This is a genomic window from Flindersiella endophytica (assembly GCF_054779015.1).
Window position 1 is genome coordinate 102695 of the sequence record NZ_BAAGYY010000015.1, and the last position, 21653, is coordinate 124347.

Consider the following 21653-nt stretch of genomic DNA (forward strand, 5'->3'; position numbering starts at 1 on the left):
TGAGCCTGCCGGCGAACCTGGCGCGGACGGCGCCGGCCGCCTCGGCCAGGAACGCGTTGAGCTTGGCCGGCACCGCTTGGAGCAGTTGCGGCAACTCCGGCCCGCGCTCTCTCAACAGCCCCAGCCGCGCGAAGAAGTTGTCGCCTGGCAGGAAGCCGCGGGCGAACAGGCTCAGCTCGCCGCCGATGACGAGCGTGACCTCGGCACCCTGCTCGCGAATGGCTTCCGCCCGATCGGCGCACTCGGTGAACAGCGGCCGCAACTGCTCGGCGGTGAGGTCGCACGGAAACGGCGCGAGCCAGACCTCGAGCCCGGCCTCGGCCGCCTGCTCACCGGCGGCGGCCAGGCGGTCCGGTTCGCTGCCGGTGATGCGTACGGCGTTGCAGTGCAGGTCGTCGGCGATGACCCGGAGCTCGCGCTTGACTGTCTCCCGGTCGAACACCTCTCGCGTCCAGCCGGACGACATGCGCGTGCCGGTGTCGTAGTAGACGCCCTTACCGCGCACGGGTCGGCTCCCCAGCCACCTGAGCCGCCGAGCCGGCGTCAGCGGCCCGCCGCCGGGTTCGGTACCACAGCAGCCAACCCACGAGCAGCCCGATCGTGCCGAGGTGCAGCACGGTGGTCAGGCCCGCCATCACGTCGACCGGCAACGAGTAGACGAGCACCACGCGAACGACGGACTCGGCGAGCAGCACGACGCCAGGGACGGCACTCAGCACGAAGAAGTGCCGCCGGAACGCCGGCTGAGTGCGCCACCGTTCGTCCCACTGTGCCGTCACCTCCTGCTTGCCGGAGCCGTCCATGAAACGGCGAGCGACGGCGTACACCAGCGGCCTGCCGAGCAGGCAGGACCCGGTCATCAGCAGCCCGGCGGCACCGGACAGGACCGATTCCCTGACCAGCAGGATCCGCGGATCGCCGGTGAGCAACGAGACGACGAGCAGCAGCCCGAAGCTGACGCCGACGATGCCGGCCAGCCCGTCCAGCCGTCGCCTCACGACCGCCACCCAGGCCACCCGGAGCAGGGCGGCCGCGCTGCCCGCTGCCAGTGCCGGCAGCGCGTCGACGCCGAGTGCCCGGGCCGCGTAGAAGACGACGGCCGGAACGCCGACGTCCCACAGCAGTCCCAGCAGGAGCTTGCGCTTGTCCATGGAAACCTCTCTCAGCATGTCTTCGAATAAGATACGACAAGTAGCTTATTGGTCCACTGGACATGCACAGGTCAACGTGAGGTAAAATACTTGTGGTATCTAATACGGGAGGAAGCATGGCTGCGGACCACCAGACCACCAAGGCCACCCGGCGGCGCGGGGCGGCGCTGGAGGAGGCGATCCTGCGGGCGGCGATCGATGAGCTGGTGGAGGTCGGCTACCGCAACCTCACGATGGACGGCGTGGCCGAACGTGCGGGCACCGCGAAGAACGTGATCTACCGGCGCTGGCCCAATCGGGCAGCGCTGTGCGTGGCGGCGTACCGGCGGATGCTTCCGACCGCCCCGGAGGAAACGCCCGACACCGGGTCGCTACGTTCGGACGCGCTCGCGCTGCTCAACCGTGGCAACGCGCGGTTGTCATCACCGGTGGGCGCGATCCTGCGCGAGCTGCTCGCCGACCTCCCGACCGACCCCGAGCTCATCCGGGAAGTGCGCGAGCAACTGGCCAACGCCGGCCTCGGCCCCTGGCTGACCGTCCTGGCCCGTGCGGTTGCCCGCGGCGAAGCCGGCCCGGATGCGATGACCCCGCGAGTGGCGACGGTCGCGGTCGACCTGCTGCGCAACGAATACGCCGTCCACGGCGTCTCCGAGGCACCGGCCGCGGTCCTGGAGGAGATCGTCGACCAGGTGTTCCTGCCCCTGGTCAAGGCACACAGCTAGGGAGCTTTGCCCGCCTCAGAACGGCGAGTCAGCGACCAGCGGCGCGTTCCAGGCCACCAGCCCCCAGCCCCGCTCCGGGCTCAGCCGCAACACCGCCCCCGAAGTGTTGTGTACATCAGGAAACGCGTGCCGATAGCGATCCGGGTCGACGCCGAACACGTCGCACAGCAACAACCGCAACAACGTGCCATGCGCCACGACCAGCACCTTCTCACCGCCCACGCCGTTGCCGAGCTCGTCGAGCACTTGCCGTACGCGCGCCGTCGCCAGCGCCGGACGCTCGCCGCCGGGTAGCGGGTTGTGGTACGGATCGTCCTCGAACGCCGCCCGAGCCTCGGGGAACTGCTCGCGCATCTCCTTGCTGGTAAGCCCTTCGCCCTGCCCGAAGTCGAGCTCGACCAGCCGGTCGTCGACGCGCACCTCCAGCCCGGCCGCGGCCGCCGAGGGCTCGGCCGTCTCACGCGCGCGGCGCAGCGGTGAGCTCCAGATCCCGGTCAGCCCGGCCTGCTTCGCCCACAGGGCAAGCGCGGCCGCCTGCTCGTGCCCGCGCGGAGTCAGCGGTACGTCACTGCGCCCGACGTATCGGTTCTCCGCATGCTGGGGCGTCTCACCATGCCGGACAAAGACCACTGTCACCGCGTTGTTCGTCACAACCAGCTTTCTACCCCATGCCAGTCGAGCGACGCGCTAGACGATCTATTCCAAGGGGTCGCCGGTCAAGCGCGCGGCGCATGGCGCCGTTCGTGGGGGTTGGGCACAGCCGGAGGAGGAGCCAGGAGGGGCCTCCGGCGATCGACGACAACGCAGCCAGCGTGGATGCCAGGCGTCGCGCGTCAGGCGACCCCTTGGAATAGATCGTCTAGCGGCCGTGAGCCCGAACGCGACCGCCCATGGCAGGTAGCGCTCGAGGACAGCGGGTCCGGCGGTCTCGAGATAGCACTTGAATCCCAGCACCTGATGGTGTGCGGCATAACCCGCGGGCAGCCGGCCCGTCCGCCCGCGCAGGAACATCGCCGCCACCGCCGGGACGGACAGCAGGAGCAGAGTGCCGACCGTACGGTCGTCGTCGATGCCCGCCACTTCGAGCGCAGGCGCGAGGACACGCACGACGGGTATGGCGAGGACGGGGCTGAACACGACCACGAAGACCACCATCGCGACCGGAAACCTGCCGGCGGACATCCTCCGGTACCAGCCACGCTCGACGGCGGACCGGGCCAGCGCGTCCTCGACATCCTCGGTCACCTGGGTCAGCAAGCGCTCGCTCGTGCTCAGCCGCACGGTGTCGGTGTTGGGAAACAACGAAGCCAACAAGGCCCGCTCGTGCGGAAGCAGGTCGGCGTCAGCCGGGCGCCCCACCGTCAGCGTCCGGTCGTCGACGGTCTCCTCGACGCGCACGTAACCTCTCGCCGCCAGGTCGATCAGCGTCGCCCGGACGTCGGCCGGCGATGTGCGGCGGCGCAGCAGCACGCCGGCCTCACCCGGCGAGATCCCAGCCGGCGGCACGCACCGCACCTCGACATCGATCGCGCGTTCGGCCCGGGCCGCCTCGACCGCCGACCCGTCCCCCGCGGCTGGCAGCTGGCCCGGGATCAGGCCGGCATAGCGATGGTCACGACGGGCGAGCAGTGCCCGCGAGAGCAGCAGCCCGCCGAACGCCAGTACACCGAGCAGGACGACGTAGGTCGTCACCAGGAGCCACCGCCTCCCCCACCTCCCCCGCCGCCAGAGGAAGAGCTGGACGAAAAGCCGCTGCCGCCACCCGACGACGAGGACGACCACGAGCTGGCCGCGCTGTGCGCCGTGTTGACGGTGCCGTGCAGCGAAGCGTACGAGCTGCTGAAGCCAGCATACGACCAGGCATTGCTGCCGTGGTACCAATCGACGTCCGGCGGGATCCGGCTTTGCTGGGCAAGGCGTTCACAGACCTGCGCCCAGCGATGCGTGAGCCCGAACGCGATCGCCCACGGCAGGTAGCGGCTGAAGATGTTCTCACCTTCCTCGAACCGCAACTGGTCGGCCTCCGCGGTCTCGAGATAGCGCTTGAACCCCAGCACCTGGTAGTACGCCGCGTAGCCCTCGGGCAGCCGGCCCTTGCGCCGCCGCAGGAACAGCGAAACGACGATCAGCAGGATCGCGAGGACGAGCGCGACCACGACCAGGCCGGCCCGGAACGCCGCGCCCAGTCCGGACATGATGGCGAAGAACGGCATGCTGAAGATGAAGAAGAAAAAGCACAGGAAGATGATCAGCGGGATCGGAATGCTCGCCCCACCTGAGAGCTTGCGGTACCACCCGCGGTCCTTGGCCTCGCGTCCGAGCGCGGTGTTGACCTGCTTGACCGCACCGGCCAGCTTGCGCGAGCTCGAGCCCAGCGATGTCGTCGTGCCACCCGCGAACAGCCCGTTCAGCAACGCCAGCTCGTGCGGGCGAAGGTGGTTGTCGGGTGGGTGCAACGCGGTCAGCGTCCAGTCGCCCCGGCTGCCGTCGATGTGCAGGTAGCCGCGTACGGCGAGGTCGATCAGCGTCGCGGTGGTCTCGACGGTCGTGGTCTTGCGGCGCAGCAGCACACCCGCCTCGCCCGGCGAGATCCCTGCCGGCGGGGCGAACTGGACAGCGGCGTCCTCCGACCGCTCCGACGGCGCGGGCTCCGTCGCCGCCGCGACGCCTGTCGCCGGCAGCAACCCGGGAGTCACGCCGGCGTACCGCAGGTCACGCCTGCCACGCAGCGAGAGGACAAACGGCACCAGGCCGACCACCAGCAGGCCGGCCGAGACCCCACCGGTGAGCGGCGTCAGCGCGAAGTAGTCGGCCGTGGTGACGCGGTCGATGAGCACGGGCGCGGGCACGGTCACGTCGTCGAGCGAGAACGCGGCGACGACCGTGAGCACCTCGCCCGGGTCGACCCGCGCCTGCTCGAACGTCGCTTCGCTGCCCGACAACGTTCCGTCGTCGCACGGGTCCTTGCTGCCGGGCTCGCCGAACAGGCAACGCTGCTTGGAGATTCCCGCGCCCGGCGCGCGTACGGTCACCGTCAGGCCCTCGATCGGAACGTCCCAGTCGGGGCCGGCCGCGTCCCAGAACAGCTCGCCGTGCCCGTCGACGGAGTTGAGGCCGCCCTTGATGTCGTACTCCAGGGTGTACTGCTGCTGGCCGGACACCGTGACGCCGGGATCACCGATCCGGATCCGCGTCTCGTCACCGAGGGCGGAGACGTCGACGTCGTCCGGAGCCGACGTCTGGCTGCTGGCGGTCGCGTTGCTGATCGTGTAGACCCGATCGTTGTCCTTGTCGGCCTGCTCGCGGGTCGAGATCAGCCGTTCGGGACCGTGGTGCTCGCTTCCGCTGAAGTTGTAGCGAAAGTCCTCCTTGACGTGGACGACGCCATCGGCCTTGATGTCGTAGTCGATGCGGTACTGCTCGATCGACTCGCCTTCGTCGGCGTACGCCACACCGCTCGCGCCGCCGGACGCCAGCGCCAGCACGAGTGCCGCGGCCGCTCCCGCGACGATTCGCTTCATCACGATCGTTCCCCTCCCGGTCCCCCGACAGCGCATCATCACTCCAACCACCCTCGACGCCGGAGCTCGTTCCTCCAACGGTCGTAGGCCTCGTCCAGCCGGGCGGCGACCTCGGGCCGCGGCTGGAAACCGTGCCGGACCCTGACCAGTGCCGCGGCCGCCGCGGCCAGCGAGCCGTACGCGCTCGCCGCCGCCACCACGGCCATGCCGAACGCGCTGTCGGCGGTCGCCGGCACGGCTACCTCGCGGCCGATGATGTCGGCCTGCAACTGGTTCCAGTACGCACTGGCCGTCGCGCCACCGGTCAGTCGCACGCTGCCCGCGATCGGCGCACCCAGCGCCTGTACGTGTTCGAGGCAGAGCCGTTCGACGAAGCCGACGCCCTGCAGGATCGCGGCGTAGCGGTCGATCTCGTCGCGCGGCTCGCCGATCGTGAACGGCTCGGCGTCCTTGCGTACGAAGGGGAATCGCTCGCCGCTGCCGACCAGCGGATAGGTCAGGCAGGGCGCGGGCTCACGTTCGGCGGCGGCCTGGTCGAGGGCGGCTAGGTCGCGCCCTTCGAACTGCTCGGCCAGCGCGCCCGCGCCGGAACTGGACGCGCCACCCGGCCACCACGAGCCGTCGGGGCTGCGATGGGAGTAGACCGCACCGCTCGGATCGGCCAGCGGCTGCCCGGTGGTGCCCTTGAGTACGAGCGTCGTGCCGACGACGAAGTTCCACTCGCCTTCGCTGAGGGCGCCGGACGCGACCTGGGCCGCGCAGCCGTCGGTCAGGCCGGCGAAGACGGGAACGCCGGCGGGGATGCCGGTCGTTTCGGCGGCGTGCGCACCCACCAGGCCGAGTCGCGCGCCCGGAGCGACGACGGGAGGCAGCCGGCCGGCCGGCAAGCCCAACCGGGCAAGGGTTTCCAGCGGCCAGTCGCCGGTGGTCAGGTCGACGCCGGTCTTCAGCGCGTGGCTCCAGTCGGTGGCGACGAGCGCGCCTGTCAGGCGGGCGTTGACGAGATCCGCTTGATGGGAAAGCCGTGCGCCGGCAGGGATGTCGGCGTTGTCGAGCAGCCACAGTGCCTTCGCCAGGCCCCAGGACGTCTGCGGCCGGGCGCCCGCCCGGGCCCAGCCGTCGGCGGGCTCGGCCACCACACGCGTGGCGTAGTCCCCCGCCCGCCCGTCGTCGTACATCAGTGCCGGGCTCACCGGCCGGGCCGGCTCGGCTCCGTCAGCCTCGACGAACAGCACCGTGCCGGACGTACTGCACACCGAGACGCCGGCGATCTGCTCCGCGGGGATCTCACGGGTGACGACCTGCGCCGCGCGCACGACGGCCGACCACCAGTCCTCGGGGTCCTGCTCGTGGTGCACGCCGTCGCGCCGGCTGGTCAGTGCGACGCCGGCGCGCGCGTGCACCTCGCCGTCGTCGGCCACCGCGACCACGCGAGCGCTCTGCGTGCCGAGGTCGATGCCCAGCCAAAGTCTGTCCACGGCAATCGATCCTCGCACGAGCACCCGCGTGGCCGCGTCAGCGCTTGTGGATAACGTCAGGCTCCGGTCAGCCTCTGGTCAGCCCTCGATGCCCTCGTACGGCGGCACCTCGACCGTGCGGGCGCCGGCCACACCGCCGAGGATGACCTTGCGGTAGGAGACGTTGTTGGTCAGGTCCTGCTCGTACAGCCGGTGGTCCGGGTTCGCCGAGACCTCGACGTAGTACGTGCCGTTGGGCAGGTCGGTGACGTTGAACGACTGGCCGGGCAGGTACTGCGAGTACGTGTCACCTGAGCCGACGTCGAGCACCTCACGTACCGCCAGCGAGCCGTAGTCGCCGCACGCGGTGTGCAGGTCGGTGTTGTCCGGCCGCCAGTTCGCCTTCGGCAGGGTGTAGTCGACCGCGTCGGTGTTGGCCAGGCAGAAAGCCTCCTTGTCGCTGCGTACCGCGAGCTGCTTGTTCTCGTCGAGCAGGCGATACTGCGCGAAGTCGGTGAAGTGCCAGTGGGTGTGGCCGTCGCGGGCGTCCCACTCCATCGTGCCGACCTGGGCGTAGCCGGTCTGGTTGCCGGCGCTGTCGTAGAAGTACTGGTAGGCGTCCATGATGTCCTCGCCGGAACGCCGGAACCCGTCGACGACCATCGGGGACGTGCCGCCGGTCCAGACCGTGGCGTTGAACGTGAGGTAGTCGCCGGTGGGCTCGTCGGCACCCTCGTCCTCGTCGTCGCTTCCGTCGGTGAGCACGATGTTCCAGGCCGGCAATGACCGCAGGTCGGGCTTGGGTCCCTTCGGCACGCTTCCCTTGCCGGTCGGCCGGCTCGCGGCGGGCTGCGGGGCCTTGGATCGTGCCCGTTGCGTGGCGGCATGCTGCTTGGCCGCTTGCTGCTTCGCGGTGAGGCAGCCGAACGGACCGCCGCAGTCCGACGTCCGGACGGTCATCGCGATCGTCGCCGACGACTGGTTCGCCGGTACGCCGAACAGCTCGCGGTACTGCTCGTTCACGCTGACGGTCGCGGTGTAGGAGCCGTCGGGCAGGTCGAGCGGGGCGGAGTCCCACCATTCGCCCTCCGCCTTCGCGCCCCAGCCGCTCTGCAGACCCCACACCGAGCCGATCGTGAACGGGTTCCAGCCCGAGCAGCCGGCCGGATACGGCGAGCGGTCCGGCGCGTCCGGGCGGGTGCGAACCGCCTCATTGTTCGGACAGAACGTCCTGTCCAGGTCGGCCACGACGTCGCCGTCGGCGTTGGTGATCGTGACGTGGGTGAAGTCGGACAGTCCTCCGAAGTCGCGCACGAGGCCGGCGGGCAGCGGCACGAACCGCTTCCTGCCGTTGCGCCAGACCGCCTTGCTCGCGGTGATCGGCTCGGAGTACGAGGTCCGTTTGGCCCAGATCTCGAACGGATTCGCGCCGGCGACGAGGTGCACCGGCAGGTCGAGGTAGACGCCCTCCTCCGGGAACCGGTCCAGCGTGACCGAGCTGGACGCCGCGACCAGGCGCAGCGGTGGCTCGGTGGTTGCCGCACCGGCGGATGCCGCGCCGATGCCGCCCAGTGTCGTCGCGGCCAACGCCAGCGCGGCCACGACAGCCACCGGTCTCTTGCGGGACTTGCGGGTCTGTACAGGCATGAATCGACCCCCCAAGGTCGTTTGCAGGCCGCGAACCAGACGCCGCGGCCACCTGCCCTACAGGACGACGGGGGGCGGTCCGAGCGTTGCGCGCGAATCGGTAAAACCGTGACCAGTTCTCAGGAGACGGCCTGATCGAGTCGGCGTTCGACCGTGCTCTCACCGAACAGCGGGTCGCCCGCCGGCACTGGCAGGCGCTGAACGTGCTCGCTCGAGGAGGCGATGCGCCCGTTCTGGACCGATGTCGGACAACCTCCGCGCGCCACTGGCCTGAGCGTCTTCTGGCCTGGTTTGTCGCCTTCCGGTGACGCGCCGATGTCCAGGATCAGGACGCCGGATGCACAGGCCGCATCGGACGGTGAACAATCAGTTCCGTGGAGAGCACGACGGGAGTGATGATCGACAACCCGGACTCCGCCGACCGCGACGACGCCATCCACGTCCAGCGGGTCGACGACGGGTTCGTCGCGCATGTCCACATCGCCGACGTGGCTCGGCTCGTCCCGCCTGGGAGCAGTGCCGACCGCCGGGCCCGCAGGCGCGGCCGCACCCGATATCTCCCCAACAGCACCATCCCGATGCTGCCCGACGAGCTCGAACGGGCCGGCTCGCTGGCGGCCGGCGAGCCCAAACCCACCTGCCTGATCTCCATGCACGTCGAGCTCGACGGCTCCACTCGTTCGATCGAGGTGTCGAACGGCTGGCTCGAGCACCCCGTGGCGCTCAGCTACTCCGCCGCGGCGGACGCGATCGAGGATCCCGCCAGCCCGCAACACGAAATGCTGTCCGATGCGCAGGGGCTCGCGAGCCTGCTGCTCAACCGGCGGCGGGCGGGCGGCGCACTCGCGGTCTACGAGCTCAGCCGCGGCTGGGCCACCGACGAGGAGGGCAACGTCGTCCAGCTCGGCATGAACGAGCGGAACGCCGGCTACGTCATCGTCCAGGAACTGATGATCGCCGCCAACGAGGCCGCCGCCCACTGGTGCGTCGAGCGGGAGCTGCCGATCCTGTTCCGCAACCACCGGGTGTCCGCGGTCGCGCCACCGCGCGAGGAGCTGCTGGAGGACCTGGCGGCGGTCGAGGCCGAGCCGGTGGGTGCCCGGCTGGAGTCGGTGCGGCAGCGGCTGGCGCTGGTGCTGAAGCCGGCGGCCTACGCACCATACGTCGGCGGGCACTACGGCCTCGGGCTGCTCGCGTACACCCATGTGACCTCGCCGCTGCGGCGCTACCCCGACCTGGTGAACCAGCGCGTCCTGCTGGCCGCGGCGGCCGGGAAGCCCAGTCCGTACAAGCAGGACGACCTGGCCGCGTACGCCGAGGAGGCCAACCTGCAGCTGCGGCGCTGGCGTGGCCGCCAGGCCGACCGCCTGCGCGCGGCGGCCAAGGACGACGCCCGGCAGAAGCTCGCCGAGGGCGTGCTGCGCAGCCTGGACGCCGACGAGTTCCACCGCGTCGTGAAGGTCGCGATCGGCGAGAACCGCTACTCCCCCGAGATCGTCGACGAGATCGTCCGCCGTACGGACAACGGCGTCCTCACCCCGCGCGACGCGTGCTACGCGCTGTTCTTCACCCGCGGCCCACGCTGGAGCTCCGTCCGCGACCGCGTGGCCCAGTGGGCGGCCGACGAGCCGTCGCACTCGATCACGCTGGTCACGATGTACACACAGCTCGCCGAGGCCGGGCAGCTGGAATGGGAGACCGAGGACATCGGCTCACCGGAACGACCCTGCTTCGCCGTCCAGGTCTCCCTCCTCGACGGCAAGGCCTCTCCCGACGGCGAAGGCGGCGGTGTGGTGGCTTCGCCGCAGCGACTGGCCCGCAACAAGCGCGAGGCCCGGCAGCAAGCGGCGCTCGGCCTGATCGCCGCACTCGCCGGCGTCCCCGACCAGTCCCGCGACCTCGACCAGCCGGCCCCGGCCGAACCCGGCCGCCGCGCCCGGCAACTACCCGAGGGCCACCCGGTCGCCGCAGTCAACGAGCTCAGCCAAGTCGGCGAACTGAGGGAGCTCGACTGGTCCTTCACCAGCTCCGGCTCCCCCCACGAAACCACCCACGACTGCCTCGTCCGCGCCATCGACGGCCGCACCGACGCATCCCTGACCGGCGCCGGCTCCGGCCCCAGCAAGGCAATCGCCAAAGCCTCGGCGGCCGGCGCCCTGCTCGACCTCCTCCGCCAACAAGACGCCGAAGCCGACGACTGACGGCAGCCAATACCCAGCCTCCGCCGGCGCGACCGAACAAAGGCCAACCGCCGGCCACTGGATGTCCTTGCCAAACCGCGGACATGGTGCCGCCCGCGTGCGGGCGGAGAACGTTGGAGTCGAGGTTCACCGGAAGCACGCGGGCAGTGGGTTCAGGCTGTGAGTGTCGCGGCGAGGATCGTTGCGGCCAGGGCGGTGTCGAGCACCAGGCAGAACTCCGCGTAGGAGCGGGCGACGACCGTGTTCGTCCTGTGGTGGTGGAGGTCCCAGGCTGCGTGGCCGAGCAGGCCGAACGCCACGACGTAGCTGCCCACCACCGGCGAGGCGACCAGCGCGACCAGTGCCACGGCACCGAAACCGAGCACAGCCGCCGCCTGCAACGGCAGCCCGGCCGCCGGACGACCCGCGCCGCGGAGGAGGCCGTAGGCCGCTACCGGGACACCGAGTCCGAGCAGGATCCACGTCGTCGCGGCGACGCCGAGCCCTGCGAAGTCCGCGACCGTGATGACGAGGATGCCCGCGAGGAACGCGGGCCAGGCGGCGGCCGCCTTCCCGAACGCGGCCGCGGCGAGGTAGATCACCGCCGCCACGGCCAGCACGTACGCAAGACCCACGTTCGCTGAACCGTCGAGAACGAGGAACGCACCGAACCCGAGTCCTACCGCCGCCGGCCAGCGGCGCAGCAGCGTACGGAGCCTCGAAACCAGGGTGTTCGCCGGCGTGATCTGGGCGGGTGTCGCGGTCATCGTCTTTCTCCTTCAAGAACCGTTGGGCGTTTGCGATCAGGCCGACGTAACGCGGTTACGCCGCAGGACACGGGTCAGGCCGACGGCGAGCGCCAGACTCAGCAGGCCGAGCAGACCCAGGCCGAGCGGACGCAGGGCCAGCAGCCACGGCCAGTCGGGACCGGAGGAGTCCAGGCCCGAGGCCGGGTACTCCAGGACCTTCGCGGTCCACCGGGCGGTGGGCACGTCCATGGTGCGGGCGATCTCCTCGATCGCCGGGTCGAACTCGAAGCCGTTCCGTTCGTGCAGGTAGGTGACGGGCACGTCCGCTCGGCCGGCGGCAGCCGCGACGCCGGACGCCCGGCCAGTCCCGGTGACCAGCACCCGGTCGACCGTGTCGACCGCGCCCTGATCCGCCCGCGGGACGAAGGTCAGGCCGTGCCGGGAACGGATGGCGCCGCCGTCTGCCGTGAGGGCGAGCGTCCTGGCGGTCTTGCCCTCGGCGTACGGGTCGAACGCGGCGGCCAGTTCGAGCTCGTCGACGCCGTTGGCGAGCACGACCCCGACGGTGGTGTGGTTGGCGCGGAAGCCGACGTTCAGCACGTGCGTGACGGCGTTCGCCGGCGTCAGGTGGGACTGCGGCATCGTGGCTGCCCTGCCAGGCGAGTAGTAGCGCCAGCCTGCCGCAGCCGCGGCCTTGGCTGCGGTGTCGGTGCCGAGCTGCCGTTCGACGACGCGCAGGGTCCCGTCCACCGACGACAGCAGGCCACCCGTGGTGATCACGTCACCGTCGTCGATGTATCGCAGCCCGCGCTGCCACTTGACCGCCGGGTGGTCGTGCTGCAGCTTGGCGAGCCGGTACCAGTGCGACGTCGCCTCGCGCCCGTCCAGCAGTCCGGCCTCGGCCAGCAGCCGCGCGCCTGTGCACACACCCAGCAGCAGCCCGTCGTCCGCGGTGTTACGCAGCCACGCCGCCACCTCGGCGTCGGACTCCTCCGAAACCGGCATGTCCGGGACGACCGTCACGTCGGGCGCCGAGCCGTCCAGCAGGCGCCCCAGTTGGGCGAAGCTGAAGTCCGGCACCAGGTCCAGCCCGCCCAGCAACGGCACCGGGCGGCGGTCCTGGGCAACGGTGTAGACGTTGAACGCTCCGGTCGACGCCAGCACGTCGTACGGAACGAGCGTGTCGGCGACGTTCGCGCCGTCGTTGCCCACGACGACCACCGCGGTGGGCTTGCTCGCGTCGTACGCCGGCGGTGCGACAGCGGCGACTGCGGCGGCACTGCTGCTCGGCGGCGGCGCGTACCGGCTCAGCCCGTAGGCCTTGGAACCGACGGCGAACACCACGGACGGGATCGCGAGGAAGGCGAGCAGGACGACCACGCCGCGGCCGACCACCGGCAGCGCCTTCCGCAGCGCCTTCCGCATCGCCCGCCCCAACCGTCCACTGTTGTGAGCGTGGTGGCTCAGGTACTCCTCGCGGCGGCGCAGCATGACCGCGAACATGAGCAGGAACATCGTCGTGTGCTCCACGGTCATCGCCGTCATGTGATCCAGGGCTCCGGCGCCGACCCCGCTTCGGATCAGGGCACCGACCGCTACGGCTGGCGCCAGCATGGCCAGGCTCATCTCCAGCGTCGGCGCCCAGCCGTGCCGCCGTACGCGCATCCACACCGCCATGCCCGCCGCCATCGTCACGCCCATCTCCAGCGTCACCAGGACCGGGTGGCGGTCCATCGAGTACGGCACGCCGGCCAGCGCCAGGACACCACGCAGTGCGCCGCCGAGGACGGCCATGCCGGCCAGCATCGCCACCGTCATCTCGAGGTAGTGGAGGGCGAACCGCCCCCAACCCCGCCGTCGCCGCCTCGGCGGCTCCTGGCCCGTCTGTCCCGTCGCCCACTCCTCGTGGATGACCTGCACGCTGCTTGTCATGGCTGCCTCCGCTTACCGGATGTCTTGCTCGGCTTCTCTGAAGTGCTGCCAGTGTGGTCCGACCTGCGAAGACGCAACCAGTGCGCGCGATCACCGGTTCGCCGTGGGGTCTGCACCCACGTCCGTGTGCACTTTGCACATCGCCCGCGCACGCCGACGGTCGCGGGCTTATGGTCATGCCGAGCAGGTTCGGCGAGGAGGTGCGGATGAACGACGACGGTGGGCGCGAGGCGCCGGCGTACGGGCTCGCCCTGCTGTTCCCTGTGGCGTTCCTCGGCCTGACGTTGCTCACGCGGTTCGGCAACGCCGTCTACTGGGGTGGGCTCGCCGGCGGCGCGATGCTGGCGGCGTTGTTCGTCCTGCCGCTGCTCTACGCGATCCCGCGTGGACGCACCCTGTGGGCCAGGCACCGCGGTTGGTTGCTGGCCGTCCAGCTGGTCCTGACGTACGCACCGTTGGCGGTGCTGGGCCAGCACTGGATCAACGCCGGCGCCGGGCTGCTGGCCGGCCTGGTGCTGCTGACGCTGGCCGCACCGGGGTCGTGGCTGTTGTTCGGTGCCATCGCCGTGGTCGAGGCCGTGCGGATCGCCGTCCTCGGCATTCCGTGGGACGGTCCGAAGGCCGCGTTCTACACCTGGATGCTGGTCGCCCCGGTGGTCACCGGGCTGGCGTTCTTCGGGTTGGTCCGGTTGGGCGATCTGGTGGTCGCCCTGCGCGCGGCCAGGACCGAGCTCGCCGAGCTGGCCGTCACCGCCGAACGCCAGTGGTCGGCCGACCGCCTGCGTACGGCCATCGGTGACCAGCTCGAAGTCGTGGCGGGCCGCACCAGGGCCGCGCTCACCGCGCTGCCGGACAGCCGCGACCAGGCCCGCACGCAGCTCGCCGAGGTCGCGGGTGCCGCCCGCCGGGCTCTCGAGCAGGTCCGGACGGCCGTTGCCGCCGACCAGGCCAGGCCGCAGGCGGATGCCGATCCTCGGCTGGCCGATGCCAGCCTCGCGCCGCGCCTGGCGCGGTTGACGCTCGCGGTGGTGCTTGGCGGCCAGGCCGTGATCCTGACCTCGAACATCCTGGTCGCGCGCGGCCCGGGAATCGCCGTGGCTGGAGCGATCGTCACCATCGTCGTCCTGGTGGCGCTGCAGCTCCAGCACAGCCTCGGGTGGCGTGCCGACGCCCGGCCGCGCGGATGGCCGCTGACGCTCGCGGCCCAGACCCTCCTGCCGTTCGCCTGGCTTCCGGCCTACGACTGGAACGTCCTCACGCTCGCCGGTATCGCTGCCGGCTCCGCGTTGCTGTTGTTGCCGCGCCGCTGGGGCTGGATCGTCTTCGCCTGCGTGGTGGGAGGCGTCGGCGTGGCGTGGGGCCTACCCGTGCTCGGCATCTACTACGGCATCGGCAACCGCAGCGTCTACGCCGTGGCCACCGACAACGCCACCGTGCTGTACCAGATGGGAGCCGCCGCGACGGCCGGCATCGTGGTCTACGGGTTGTCCCGGCTGACCGACCTCACCGAACGGGTCGAGGCGATCCGGCGGGAGCTGGCCCGCGCGGCCGTGGAAAGGGAGCGGCAGCGCGTCGCCCAGGACACCCACGACCTGCTCGGCCTCGGCTTGTCCGCGGTAGCGCTCAAGAGCGACCTCGCCACCAGGCTGATCGGCCGCGACGATGCCAGGGCCGGCCGCGAACTGGAGACGATCCTGCGGCTGACGGGGCAGGCCCGCGCCGATCTCCGCGCGGTCACCACGGGCGAGGGCGAGGTCTCCCTGCTCAACGAGCTGGAAGCCGCCCGCGACGTACTGGAGTCCGCAGGCGTGGACGTCGAAGTACGCGCCGAGCTGGCAGACCGGGCACTTCCCGAGAACATCGACCCGATGCTGGCCACCGTGCTCCGGGAGGCGGTCACCAACGTGCTGCGGCACGCCGAGGCCACCCGCTGCGAGATCGAGCTGACCCTGGACGAGGGCGACGTTCGCCTGCGGGTCGCCAACGACGGCGTGCGTGCCGAGAGTGCCTCCACCGCGGACTCCCGGCAGGGCGGCGGACACGGTCTGACCAACCTGGCCGGCCGGGCCGCGGTGGTGGGCGGCCGGCTGTCGGCAGGCGTCGACGCGGGGCGGTTCGAGCTAACCGTACGCGCGCCGCTCGCCCCGTCAGCGTCCGGCGGGGAAGACGCGCTCGCCCCGGGCGATCCTGCGTACGGCGTCGACGAGGAGGTCCGCCGGACCGTCCTTGACCAGGAACCCTGACGCCCCGGCCGCCTGCGCGCGGTCGAGGATGCCCGGCCGGGCGAGGCCGGTGAGGAGCAGGACGGGACAGGCAGCAGGGTGCCGATCGCGCAGCTCCGCGGCGATGCTCAGCCCGTCGACGACCGGCAGGTCGATGTCCAGTAGCGCAACGTCCGGATGGTGTTCGAGCACGGCCGGCAGGACCCGGTCACCGGACCCGAGCTCGGCGACCACCTCGAGGTCGTCCTCCAGTTCGAGGAGGGCGACCAACGTCTCGCGGAGAACATCCACGTCCTCGGCGACCAGAACCCGTGTGAGCACGGCACCAGTCTCGGCGGATCCTGGACCGCCCGGCCAGTGTCACCGGCACGAGCTCGGCATGCAGAATGCACACCGCCTCACACCGCCTAGAGCCAGCCGGCGTCCCGCGCGATGCGGGCGGCGTCCACCCGGTTGCGGGCACCGAGCTTGGTCACCGCCGACGCGAGGTAGTTGCGAACGGTGCCGTACGACAGATGCAGCTCGCTCGCGATCTCGACCGCCGACGAGCCGTCGGCGTGGGCCCTGAGCACCTCGACCTCGCGCGTCGAGAGCGGGTTGACCGCCGTCTCCAGAGCGGCCACCGCCAGCGTCGGGTCGAACACGCGGCCACCCTTGGCGACCTCGCGTACGGCGGCTACCAGCTCGTCGGACGGCGAGTCCTTGAGCATGAACCCCGAGACGTGCGCCGCGACCGCCTGCCGCAGATGCCCGGGGCGGCCGAGGCCGGTCAGGATCAGGACCCGGCAGCCGGGAAGCGCGGCATGGAGCTCGGCCGCGGCGGTGAGCCCGTCGACGACAGGCAGCTCGATGTCGAGCACGGCCACGTCGGGACCGAACCGGAGCGCCTCAGCGACGATCCGGTCACCGGACACAACCTCGGCGACGACCTCCATGTCGTCCTCGAGGTTCAGCACGGCCACCAGGGTGTCCCGCAGGATTCGCATGTCTTCGGCGACCAGGATCCTGATCATGCCGACCATTCTCAGGCACCTGCCGAGGGTTTTCGCGACACGGTCGCCGGGCGCGTCCACGACGCCAGTGCCCCAGGGTGGTCAGTCGCGCTGCGAGGGCTGCGCGCTCGCGCCCGTCGCGTCGGCGGAACAGCCCTAGAACCGGGCAGGCTCGTGGTACTCCCCCCACTCCGTTTTCAGCGCCCCGCAGATCTCGCCGAGGGTGGCTTCGGCGCGGGCGGCGTCGAGCATGATCGGGACGAGGTTGGCGTCGGTGCGGGCGGCTTCGACCAGCTTGCGGAGCGCCGCATCCACCGTGCCCTGCTCCCGCGTACGACGAAGCTCGGCCAGCGCCGCGCACTGCTCGCGTTCGACCTCGTGGCTCACGCGGAGAATCTCGATGTCGTTCGTCACAGAGGCTTCATGACTGTTGACGCCGACGATCTTCTTCTCGCCGTTCTCCAAGGCCTGCTGGTACTGGAACGCCGACTCGGCGATCTCCGACATGAACCAGCCTTCCTCGATGCCACGCAGCAGGCCGGACGTCATGGTGCCGTCGCTTCCCAGCTCGCGGATGCGCGCGAAGGTCTGCTCCGCCTCAGCCTCCATGCGGTCGGTGAGTGCCTCGATGTACCACGACCCGCCCAGCGGATCGACCACGTTGGTGACGCCGGTCTCCTCCGCGAGCACCTGCTGCGTGCGCAACGCGATCTCCGCCGACTGCTCCGAGGGCAGCGCGAGCGTCTCGTCCAACGCGTTGGTGTGCAGGGAGTTCGTGCCACCCAGAACAGCCGCAAGCGCCTCCACCGCCGTACGCACGACGTTGTTGTAGGGCTGCTGAGCTGTCAGCGACACTCCCGCCGTCTGCGTGTGGAAGCGCAGCCACTGCGCCCGCTCCGTCCGCGCGCCGTAGACGTCGCGCATCCACCGCGCCCAGATCCGGCGGGCGGCCCGGAACTTCGCGATCTCCTCGAAGAAGTCGATGTGGCTGTCGAAGAAGAACGACAGCCCCGGCCCGAACACGTCGACATCCAACCCACGCGACAGCCCCAGCTCGACGTACCCGAAGCCGTCGGCCAGCGTGAACGCCAGCTCCTGCGCGGCCGTCGAGCCGGCCTCGCGGATGTGGTAGCCGGAAACCGAGAGCGGCTTGTAGGCGGGGATCTCGGCCGCGCAGAACTCCATCAGGTCGCCGATCAGCCGCAGGTGGGGGTTCGGCGGGAACAGCCACTCCTTCTGCGCGATGTATTCCTTGAAGATGTCGGTCTGCAACGTGCCGTCGAGCTTGCCGATGTCGGCGCCCTGGCGTTCGGCGGCGACGAGATACATGCAGAAGATCGGCACGGCCGGCCCGGAGATCGTCATCGAAGTGGTGACGTCGGCGAGCGGGATGCTGTCGAACAGCACGTCCATGTCGGCCGCGGAGTCGATCGCGACGCCGCAGTGACCGACCTCGCCCAGCGCCCGCGGGTCGTCGGAGTCGCGGCCCATCAACGTCGGCATGTCGAACGCGACGGACAGGCCGTGCCCGCCGTTGGCGAGGATCTGGCGGTAACGCGCGTTGGTCTGCTTGGCGTTGCCGAAGCCGGCGAACTGCCGGATCGTCCACGGCCGGCCGCGGTAGCCGGTGGCGTAGAGGCCACGGGTGAAGGGATATTCGCCAGGCCAGCCGATCCGCTCCAGCCGCGGGTCGGCGGTGCCGGGCTCCGGGCCGTAGACCGGGTCGACCGGATCGCCGGAAAGCGTGGTGTGCAGGGCGTCGTCGCCGCGGCGCGCCTTCTCGTAGCGGCGCTGCCAGCGCTCACGTCCGGCCTCGACGTCCTCGGGCTTCATGGGATCCTCCATGCACTTCGAGATTGGCCGGCCCTTGTGGGGCAGACCCCTCTACCCAAATAGTAGGACGTCCTACTATCTCACTCTGCGAGCATTTCGGCCAATCGGCGCGCTGGGCTCAGCCCTGGAAGTCGCCGGCGTCGCGGCGGACCTTGGTGAGCAGGTCGTGAACGGTTGCCAGGCTCGGATCGTCGAGCGCGCTCAGCCCGAAGTCGTCCTCGACAAGGTCCTTGGTGGCCGAGCCGACCAGCTCACGCCCCTCGTCGGTGATCTCCGCCAGCACGCCCCGCCCGTCCTCCGGATGCGGGAGGCGGCGCACCAGGCCGTCACGCTCCAGCCGCCGCACGATCGAGGTCACCGACGTCGGGTGGACCTGGAGGCGCTCCCCCATCTTGCCGAGCGGCAGCTTGCCGGCCCGGGTGAAGCTCAGCAGGACGAGCGCTTCATAACGGGCGAACGTCAGGCCGTACGCCTTGAGCTTCTGATCCAGCCGGCCGAGCACCAGCTGCTGCGCCCGCATCAACGAAGTGACGGCGCGCATCGCGTCGACCGCCGAATCCGCGCCGAAGTGGCTACGCCACTGCCGTGCCGCCTCTTCGATCGGATCGAAGCGCAGCGCCTTTCGTCTCACCATCGAAAACGAATCCTAGACGAGGAGGGTCCGGCACCTTCCGGTGCGACCATCTGAGGTCAGCGCGCTACCGAATACGTGGCCCCGAGCCGACGTAGCGGAGTTGCCCGGGCCGCCGGCTGCGGTCTGGGCAGCAGCCCACGAGCCCCTCCAACGCCGACCGCTGAACACGCCACCCGGCGGCGGGGTGGCTGGGTCGAGATGGTCGGCGTATGGCCGCAGGCGAGCCACTCGCGGCGTCCGACCATCTGATGCCGTGCCGGACGCAAGATGTCGACCGATGGGCGGGCGGGCGGGCCGGATCAAGACCCGAGGCACACGTGGCCCACCACAGGTTCGACCGGCCGTTGGCCAAGGCCACGTTCGAGCGACGGCCGGGCAGCGGCCGCCAGGCAGAGTCAGGGCCGGCCGGCCGGCGTCTTCGCCTCACGATCGTCGTCACGCCAGGACGACGGGGGCCAGCGGCGGCCGTTGACGACGCCGCCCACCTGGGGCGTCCGGACATCTGACGGCCACAGCTGCCGCGTCGTCACGCCACGCCGAGCTCGGCGGGTGCTGTCGACCGACGGTCCGCCGGAGGGGCGGATCACGACCGGGCGGAGGCGGCCGACCACGAGCTCGACGACTGCCCACAGTGGGCCGATGGTGCGCTTCAGCCAGCCGCGCACCAGCGGCCAGTCGCTGTCGGCGCGGAGGGTCAGCTCGAGCACTCCACCGGCGATCATGCCGCCGGCCACCAGGTCGGAGAACCAGTGCGTGTGCCGGTAGATCGAGATCACCGTCATCAGCGCGAACAGCGCACCGACCACGCTGACCAGCAGCGCGCGCGTGCTGGGACGGACCTTGCCGTAGCGGATCAGCAGCGCGACCGCGAGGCCGTAGACGAACACCACGTTGGCGGTGTGCCCCGACGGGAACAGCACGTTGTCGCCGGAGAAGAGCTCCGGCCCACCGGTGCGCGGGCTCTGCCGCTCGGTGGCGATCTTGACCACGCCGATCACGAAGTTGAGCAGCAACGTGCCGCCGACCGCGATGACGAGCGGCCGGATCGTGCTGAGCCGCCGGCACAGCCAGTAGGCCACGCCGAACAGGATCGGCAGGCAGAGGAGCCGCTGTCCGATCGGGTCGAGGAAGTCGGCGAGTGGGTAGTCGTAAGGCCCGCGGTAAGTCCATACGCCAGCGACCAGCGCGTCGACCTTCAGCAGGACTCCGCCCATCGCGAGGTCGGCGAAGATCGCGATCACGCCCATCGCCAGGAAGATCGACAGGATCGGAGGACGTGACCGGTTCCCGGACGACAAGTCCCGGTTCACATCCGAGACCTGACCTCGCATCTCGAGCCGACTCCCTTCCCACTGGCCTGGTAGAACCCACCCGCACGGGCACATCGCCGAGGGCTAAAGGACAAGCCGTCAACCCCCGGGCAACCCTACGAGCATACGAGACCTGCCGCAGCGACCCACGTGATGGGTGCGGGCGAAAAACCTCGCATATTCGGTTCTATCGCGTCAGTGGTGGTCAGGGCCAGCTCAGACGCTGATCCTTGACAAAACACTCACAAATAGTCCGCGACGTTCACCAACGCGACACTCTCTGTTAGCAATCAGCCTAGCCGACCCGGACAAGCCGGGCTTGTGTACGCATACGCAAGCCCAGCCGCCCGTTGGGTCGGTGACGAAGAGTGATGATCTGCTGAGAGAGTCAGCGAGGCAACCGGCGCGCCGTCGGGCGGTTGCCAAGGCGTGGGTGGTCGGCCTTCTTGCCGCCCGCCCGGTAGCGCGGACTGGCCGGCTTGTCGGGCGCCTCGTCCTCGGCGTCGGCTTCCTTGGCCGTCGCCCGCAGGCCGGAACGCTGGAGTAATCGCTGGATGGTGAGGTCGCGCTGGTCGGGCCGGCCGACGTACTTGATGTCGCGGAGGCCCTGCTCCTGCGCGGCCGACTCGAAGATGAAGTGACCGAAGCCGAGAATCCGCCCGATGAACGGCTTGTCGACCGTGATGTCCAGGATTCGCATGATCGGCGTGGTGGCGACCTTCTTGGTGAGCACACCACTCACACGGAACACGCGCATGTTCGTGATGACGAAGCGGTCCATGTGCTGCTCGAGCGCCTGCCAGCCGGCATGGCCGAACAGCACCATCGCCACGGCGAACGGTACCCAGAACGTGTCGGTGCTGAGCCCGAACATCACGACGAGAAGAATCAGGGCGAGGACACACTCGAGGACGGGTAAGACGTACACCACCCAGTGGTGGCGCACCTCGTCCACGACGACCTCGCCCTCATCGGCGAGGAGATGCTTGACGATCCTCGGGTCACCTAAGGTGCGTCGGATCCATCGAAACATGCTCACTGGAAGACCGAGGTGAGGAACCTGATGATGGCCTGGAAACCCGTGGCGAACCAGCTTCCGATGCCACGGATGGCACCAGCTGCGTCCTCAGGGTTGCTGATCAAGTAGAACGCGACAAAGGCGATTGCCACCCACGTCACGATCTTCTTCACGCCTGGCGACACGTGCGAGTCTCCTCCCGGGGCTCTGCTGCTCCGTGCATGTTGTAGCCCATCTAGAACTGTAGGTGGAATCCGCCACGCCGCGAAAGTCCCCCTCCAGGGA

18 protein-coding genes and 1 pseudogene are annotated in these 21653 nt (G+C 70.2%); 3 read left to right on the plus strand and 16 right to left on the minus strand.

Features of this window, described 5'->3' with window-relative positions; all coding sequences use genetic code 11:
• Window positions 1–505, minus strand: a pseudogene (locus ACYVF6_RS16095) (hypothetical protein); the annotation flags it as partial.
• Window positions 495–1151, minus strand: a complete 657-nt coding sequence (locus tag ACYVF6_RS16100; protein ID WP_460521907.1) for a DUF3159 domain-containing protein — start codon at window positions 1149–1151, stop codon at window positions 495–497. The pseudogene ACYVF6_RS16095 and the gene ACYVF6_RS16100, both read right to left, overlap by 11 nt.
• Window positions 1152–1267: 116 nt before the next feature.
• On the opposite strand from ACYVF6_RS16100, the gene ACYVF6_RS16105 reads away from it, so the two are divergent.
• Complete coding sequence (locus tag ACYVF6_RS16105) at window positions 1268–1873, plus strand: TetR/AcrR family transcriptional regulator (protein ID WP_460521909.1); 606 nt, start codon at window positions 1268–1270, stop codon at window positions 1871–1873.
• A 15-nt stretch (window positions 1874–1888) separates the two neighbouring features.
• On the opposite strand, the gene ACYVF6_RS16110 is transcribed toward ACYVF6_RS16105, so the two are convergent.
• From ACYVF6_RS16110 to ACYVF6_RS16130, 5 genes are all read right to left on the minus strand, one after another.
• A complete protein-coding gene (locus ACYVF6_RS16110) occupies window positions 1889–2524 on the minus strand; it encodes a histidine phosphatase family protein (RefSeq protein WP_460521911.1) in 636 nt (211 codons plus the stop codon).
• Between the two features lie 45 nt (window positions 2525–2569).
• Window positions 2570–3565 carry a DUF2207 domain-containing protein gene (locus ACYVF6_RS16115; protein ID WP_460521914.1) on the minus strand — a complete coding sequence of 332 codons (996 nt, stop codon included), beginning with the start codon at window positions 3563–3565 and terminating at the stop codon, window positions 2570–2572.
• Window positions 3562–5394, minus strand: a complete 1833-nt coding sequence (locus tag ACYVF6_RS16120) for a DUF2207 domain-containing protein (RefSeq protein ID WP_460521916.1) — start codon at window positions 5392–5394, stop codon at window positions 3562–3564. The genes ACYVF6_RS16115 and ACYVF6_RS16120 overlap by 4 nt, the downstream gene beginning before the upstream one ends.
• Before the next feature lie 38 nt (window positions 5395–5432).
• Window positions 5433–6872: an FGGY-family carbohydrate kinase gene (locus tag ACYVF6_RS16125; RefSeq protein WP_460521918.1), complete on the minus strand. Its 1440-nt coding sequence runs from the start codon at window positions 6870–6872 to the stop codon at window positions 5433–5435.
• 78 nt (window positions 6873–6950) lie between these two features.
• Entirely contained in the window at window positions 6951–8498 is a 1548-nt protein-coding gene (locus tag ACYVF6_RS16130; RefSeq protein ID WP_460521920.1) for a lysyl oxidase family protein, read from the minus strand.
• Window positions 8499–8872: 374 nt separating this feature from the next.
• Here ACYVF6_RS16130 and ACYVF6_RS16135 point away from each other — a divergent pair, with 374 nt between their 5' ends.
• On the plus strand, window positions 8873–10699 hold the full coding sequence (locus ACYVF6_RS16135) for a ribonuclease catalytic domain-containing protein (protein WP_460521922.1): 1827 nt from the start codon (window positions 8873–8875) through the stop codon (window positions 10697–10699).
• Window positions 10700–10851: 152 nt separating this feature from the next.
• Here ACYVF6_RS16135 and ACYVF6_RS16140 read toward each other — a convergent pair whose 3' ends face one another.
• Entirely contained in the window at window positions 10852–11445 is a 594-nt protein-coding gene (locus ACYVF6_RS16140; protein WP_460521924.1) for a hypothetical protein, read from the minus strand.
• A gap of 36 nt (window positions 11446–11481) precedes the next feature.
• Entirely contained in the window at window positions 11482–13359 is a 1878-nt protein-coding gene (locus tag ACYVF6_RS16145; RefSeq protein ID WP_460521926.1) for a helix-turn-helix domain-containing protein, read from the minus strand.
• A gap of 176 nt (window positions 13360–13535) precedes the next feature.
• Between ACYVF6_RS16145 and ACYVF6_RS16150 the strand changes: the two genes are divergently transcribed.
• Window positions 13536–15602 (plus strand): sensor histidine kinase, encoded by a 2067-nt coding sequence (locus tag ACYVF6_RS16150; RefSeq protein ID WP_460521928.1) that lies wholly within the window; start codon window positions 13536–13538, stop codon window positions 15600–15602.
• Here ACYVF6_RS16150 and ACYVF6_RS16155 read toward each other — a convergent pair.
• The 7 genes from ACYVF6_RS16155 to ACYVF6_RS16185 all read right to left on the minus strand — a co-directional run bounded on the left by ACYVF6_RS16155 (window position 15507) and on the right by ACYVF6_RS16185 (window position 21541).
• Window positions 15507–15902 (minus strand): response regulator, encoded by a 396-nt coding sequence (locus ACYVF6_RS16155; RefSeq protein WP_460521930.1) that lies wholly within the window; start codon window positions 15900–15902, stop codon window positions 15507–15509. The two genes, ACYVF6_RS16150 and ACYVF6_RS16155, sit on opposite strands and share 96 nt — an antisense overlap.
• Before the next feature lie 86 nt (window positions 15903–15988).
• Complete coding sequence (locus ACYVF6_RS16160) at window positions 15989–16594, minus strand: response regulator transcription factor (protein WP_460521932.1); 606 nt, start codon at window positions 16592–16594, stop codon at window positions 15989–15991.
• A gap of 135 nt (window positions 16595–16729) precedes the next feature.
• Window positions 16730–18406 (minus strand): acyl-CoA mutase large subunit family protein, encoded by a 1677-nt coding sequence (locus tag ACYVF6_RS16165; protein WP_460521934.1) that lies wholly within the window; start codon window positions 18404–18406, stop codon window positions 16730–16732.
• A 118-nt stretch (window positions 18407–18524) separates the two neighbouring features.
• A complete protein-coding gene (locus tag ACYVF6_RS16170) occupies window positions 18525–19040 on the minus strand; it encodes a MarR family winged helix-turn-helix transcriptional regulator (protein ID WP_460521936.1) in 516 nt (171 codons plus the stop codon).
• A gap of 395 nt (window positions 19041–19435) precedes the next feature.
• A complete protein-coding gene (locus tag ACYVF6_RS16175; protein WP_460521938.1) occupies window positions 19436–20371 on the minus strand; it encodes a phosphatase PAP2 family protein in 936 nt (311 codons plus the stop codon).
• A 367-nt stretch (window positions 20372–20738) separates the two neighbouring features.
• Window positions 20739–21305, minus strand: coding sequence for a YdbT family protein (locus ACYVF6_RS16180; protein ID WP_460521941.1), 567 nt, complete (start codon window positions 21303–21305; stop codon window positions 20739–20741).
• A gap of 80 nt (window positions 21306–21385) precedes the next feature.
• Window positions 21386–21541: a hypothetical protein gene (locus tag ACYVF6_RS16185; protein ID WP_460521943.1), complete on the minus strand. Its 156-nt coding sequence runs from the start codon at window positions 21539–21541 to the stop codon at window positions 21386–21388.
• Between the last annotated feature and the right edge of the window lie 112 nt (window positions 21542–21653).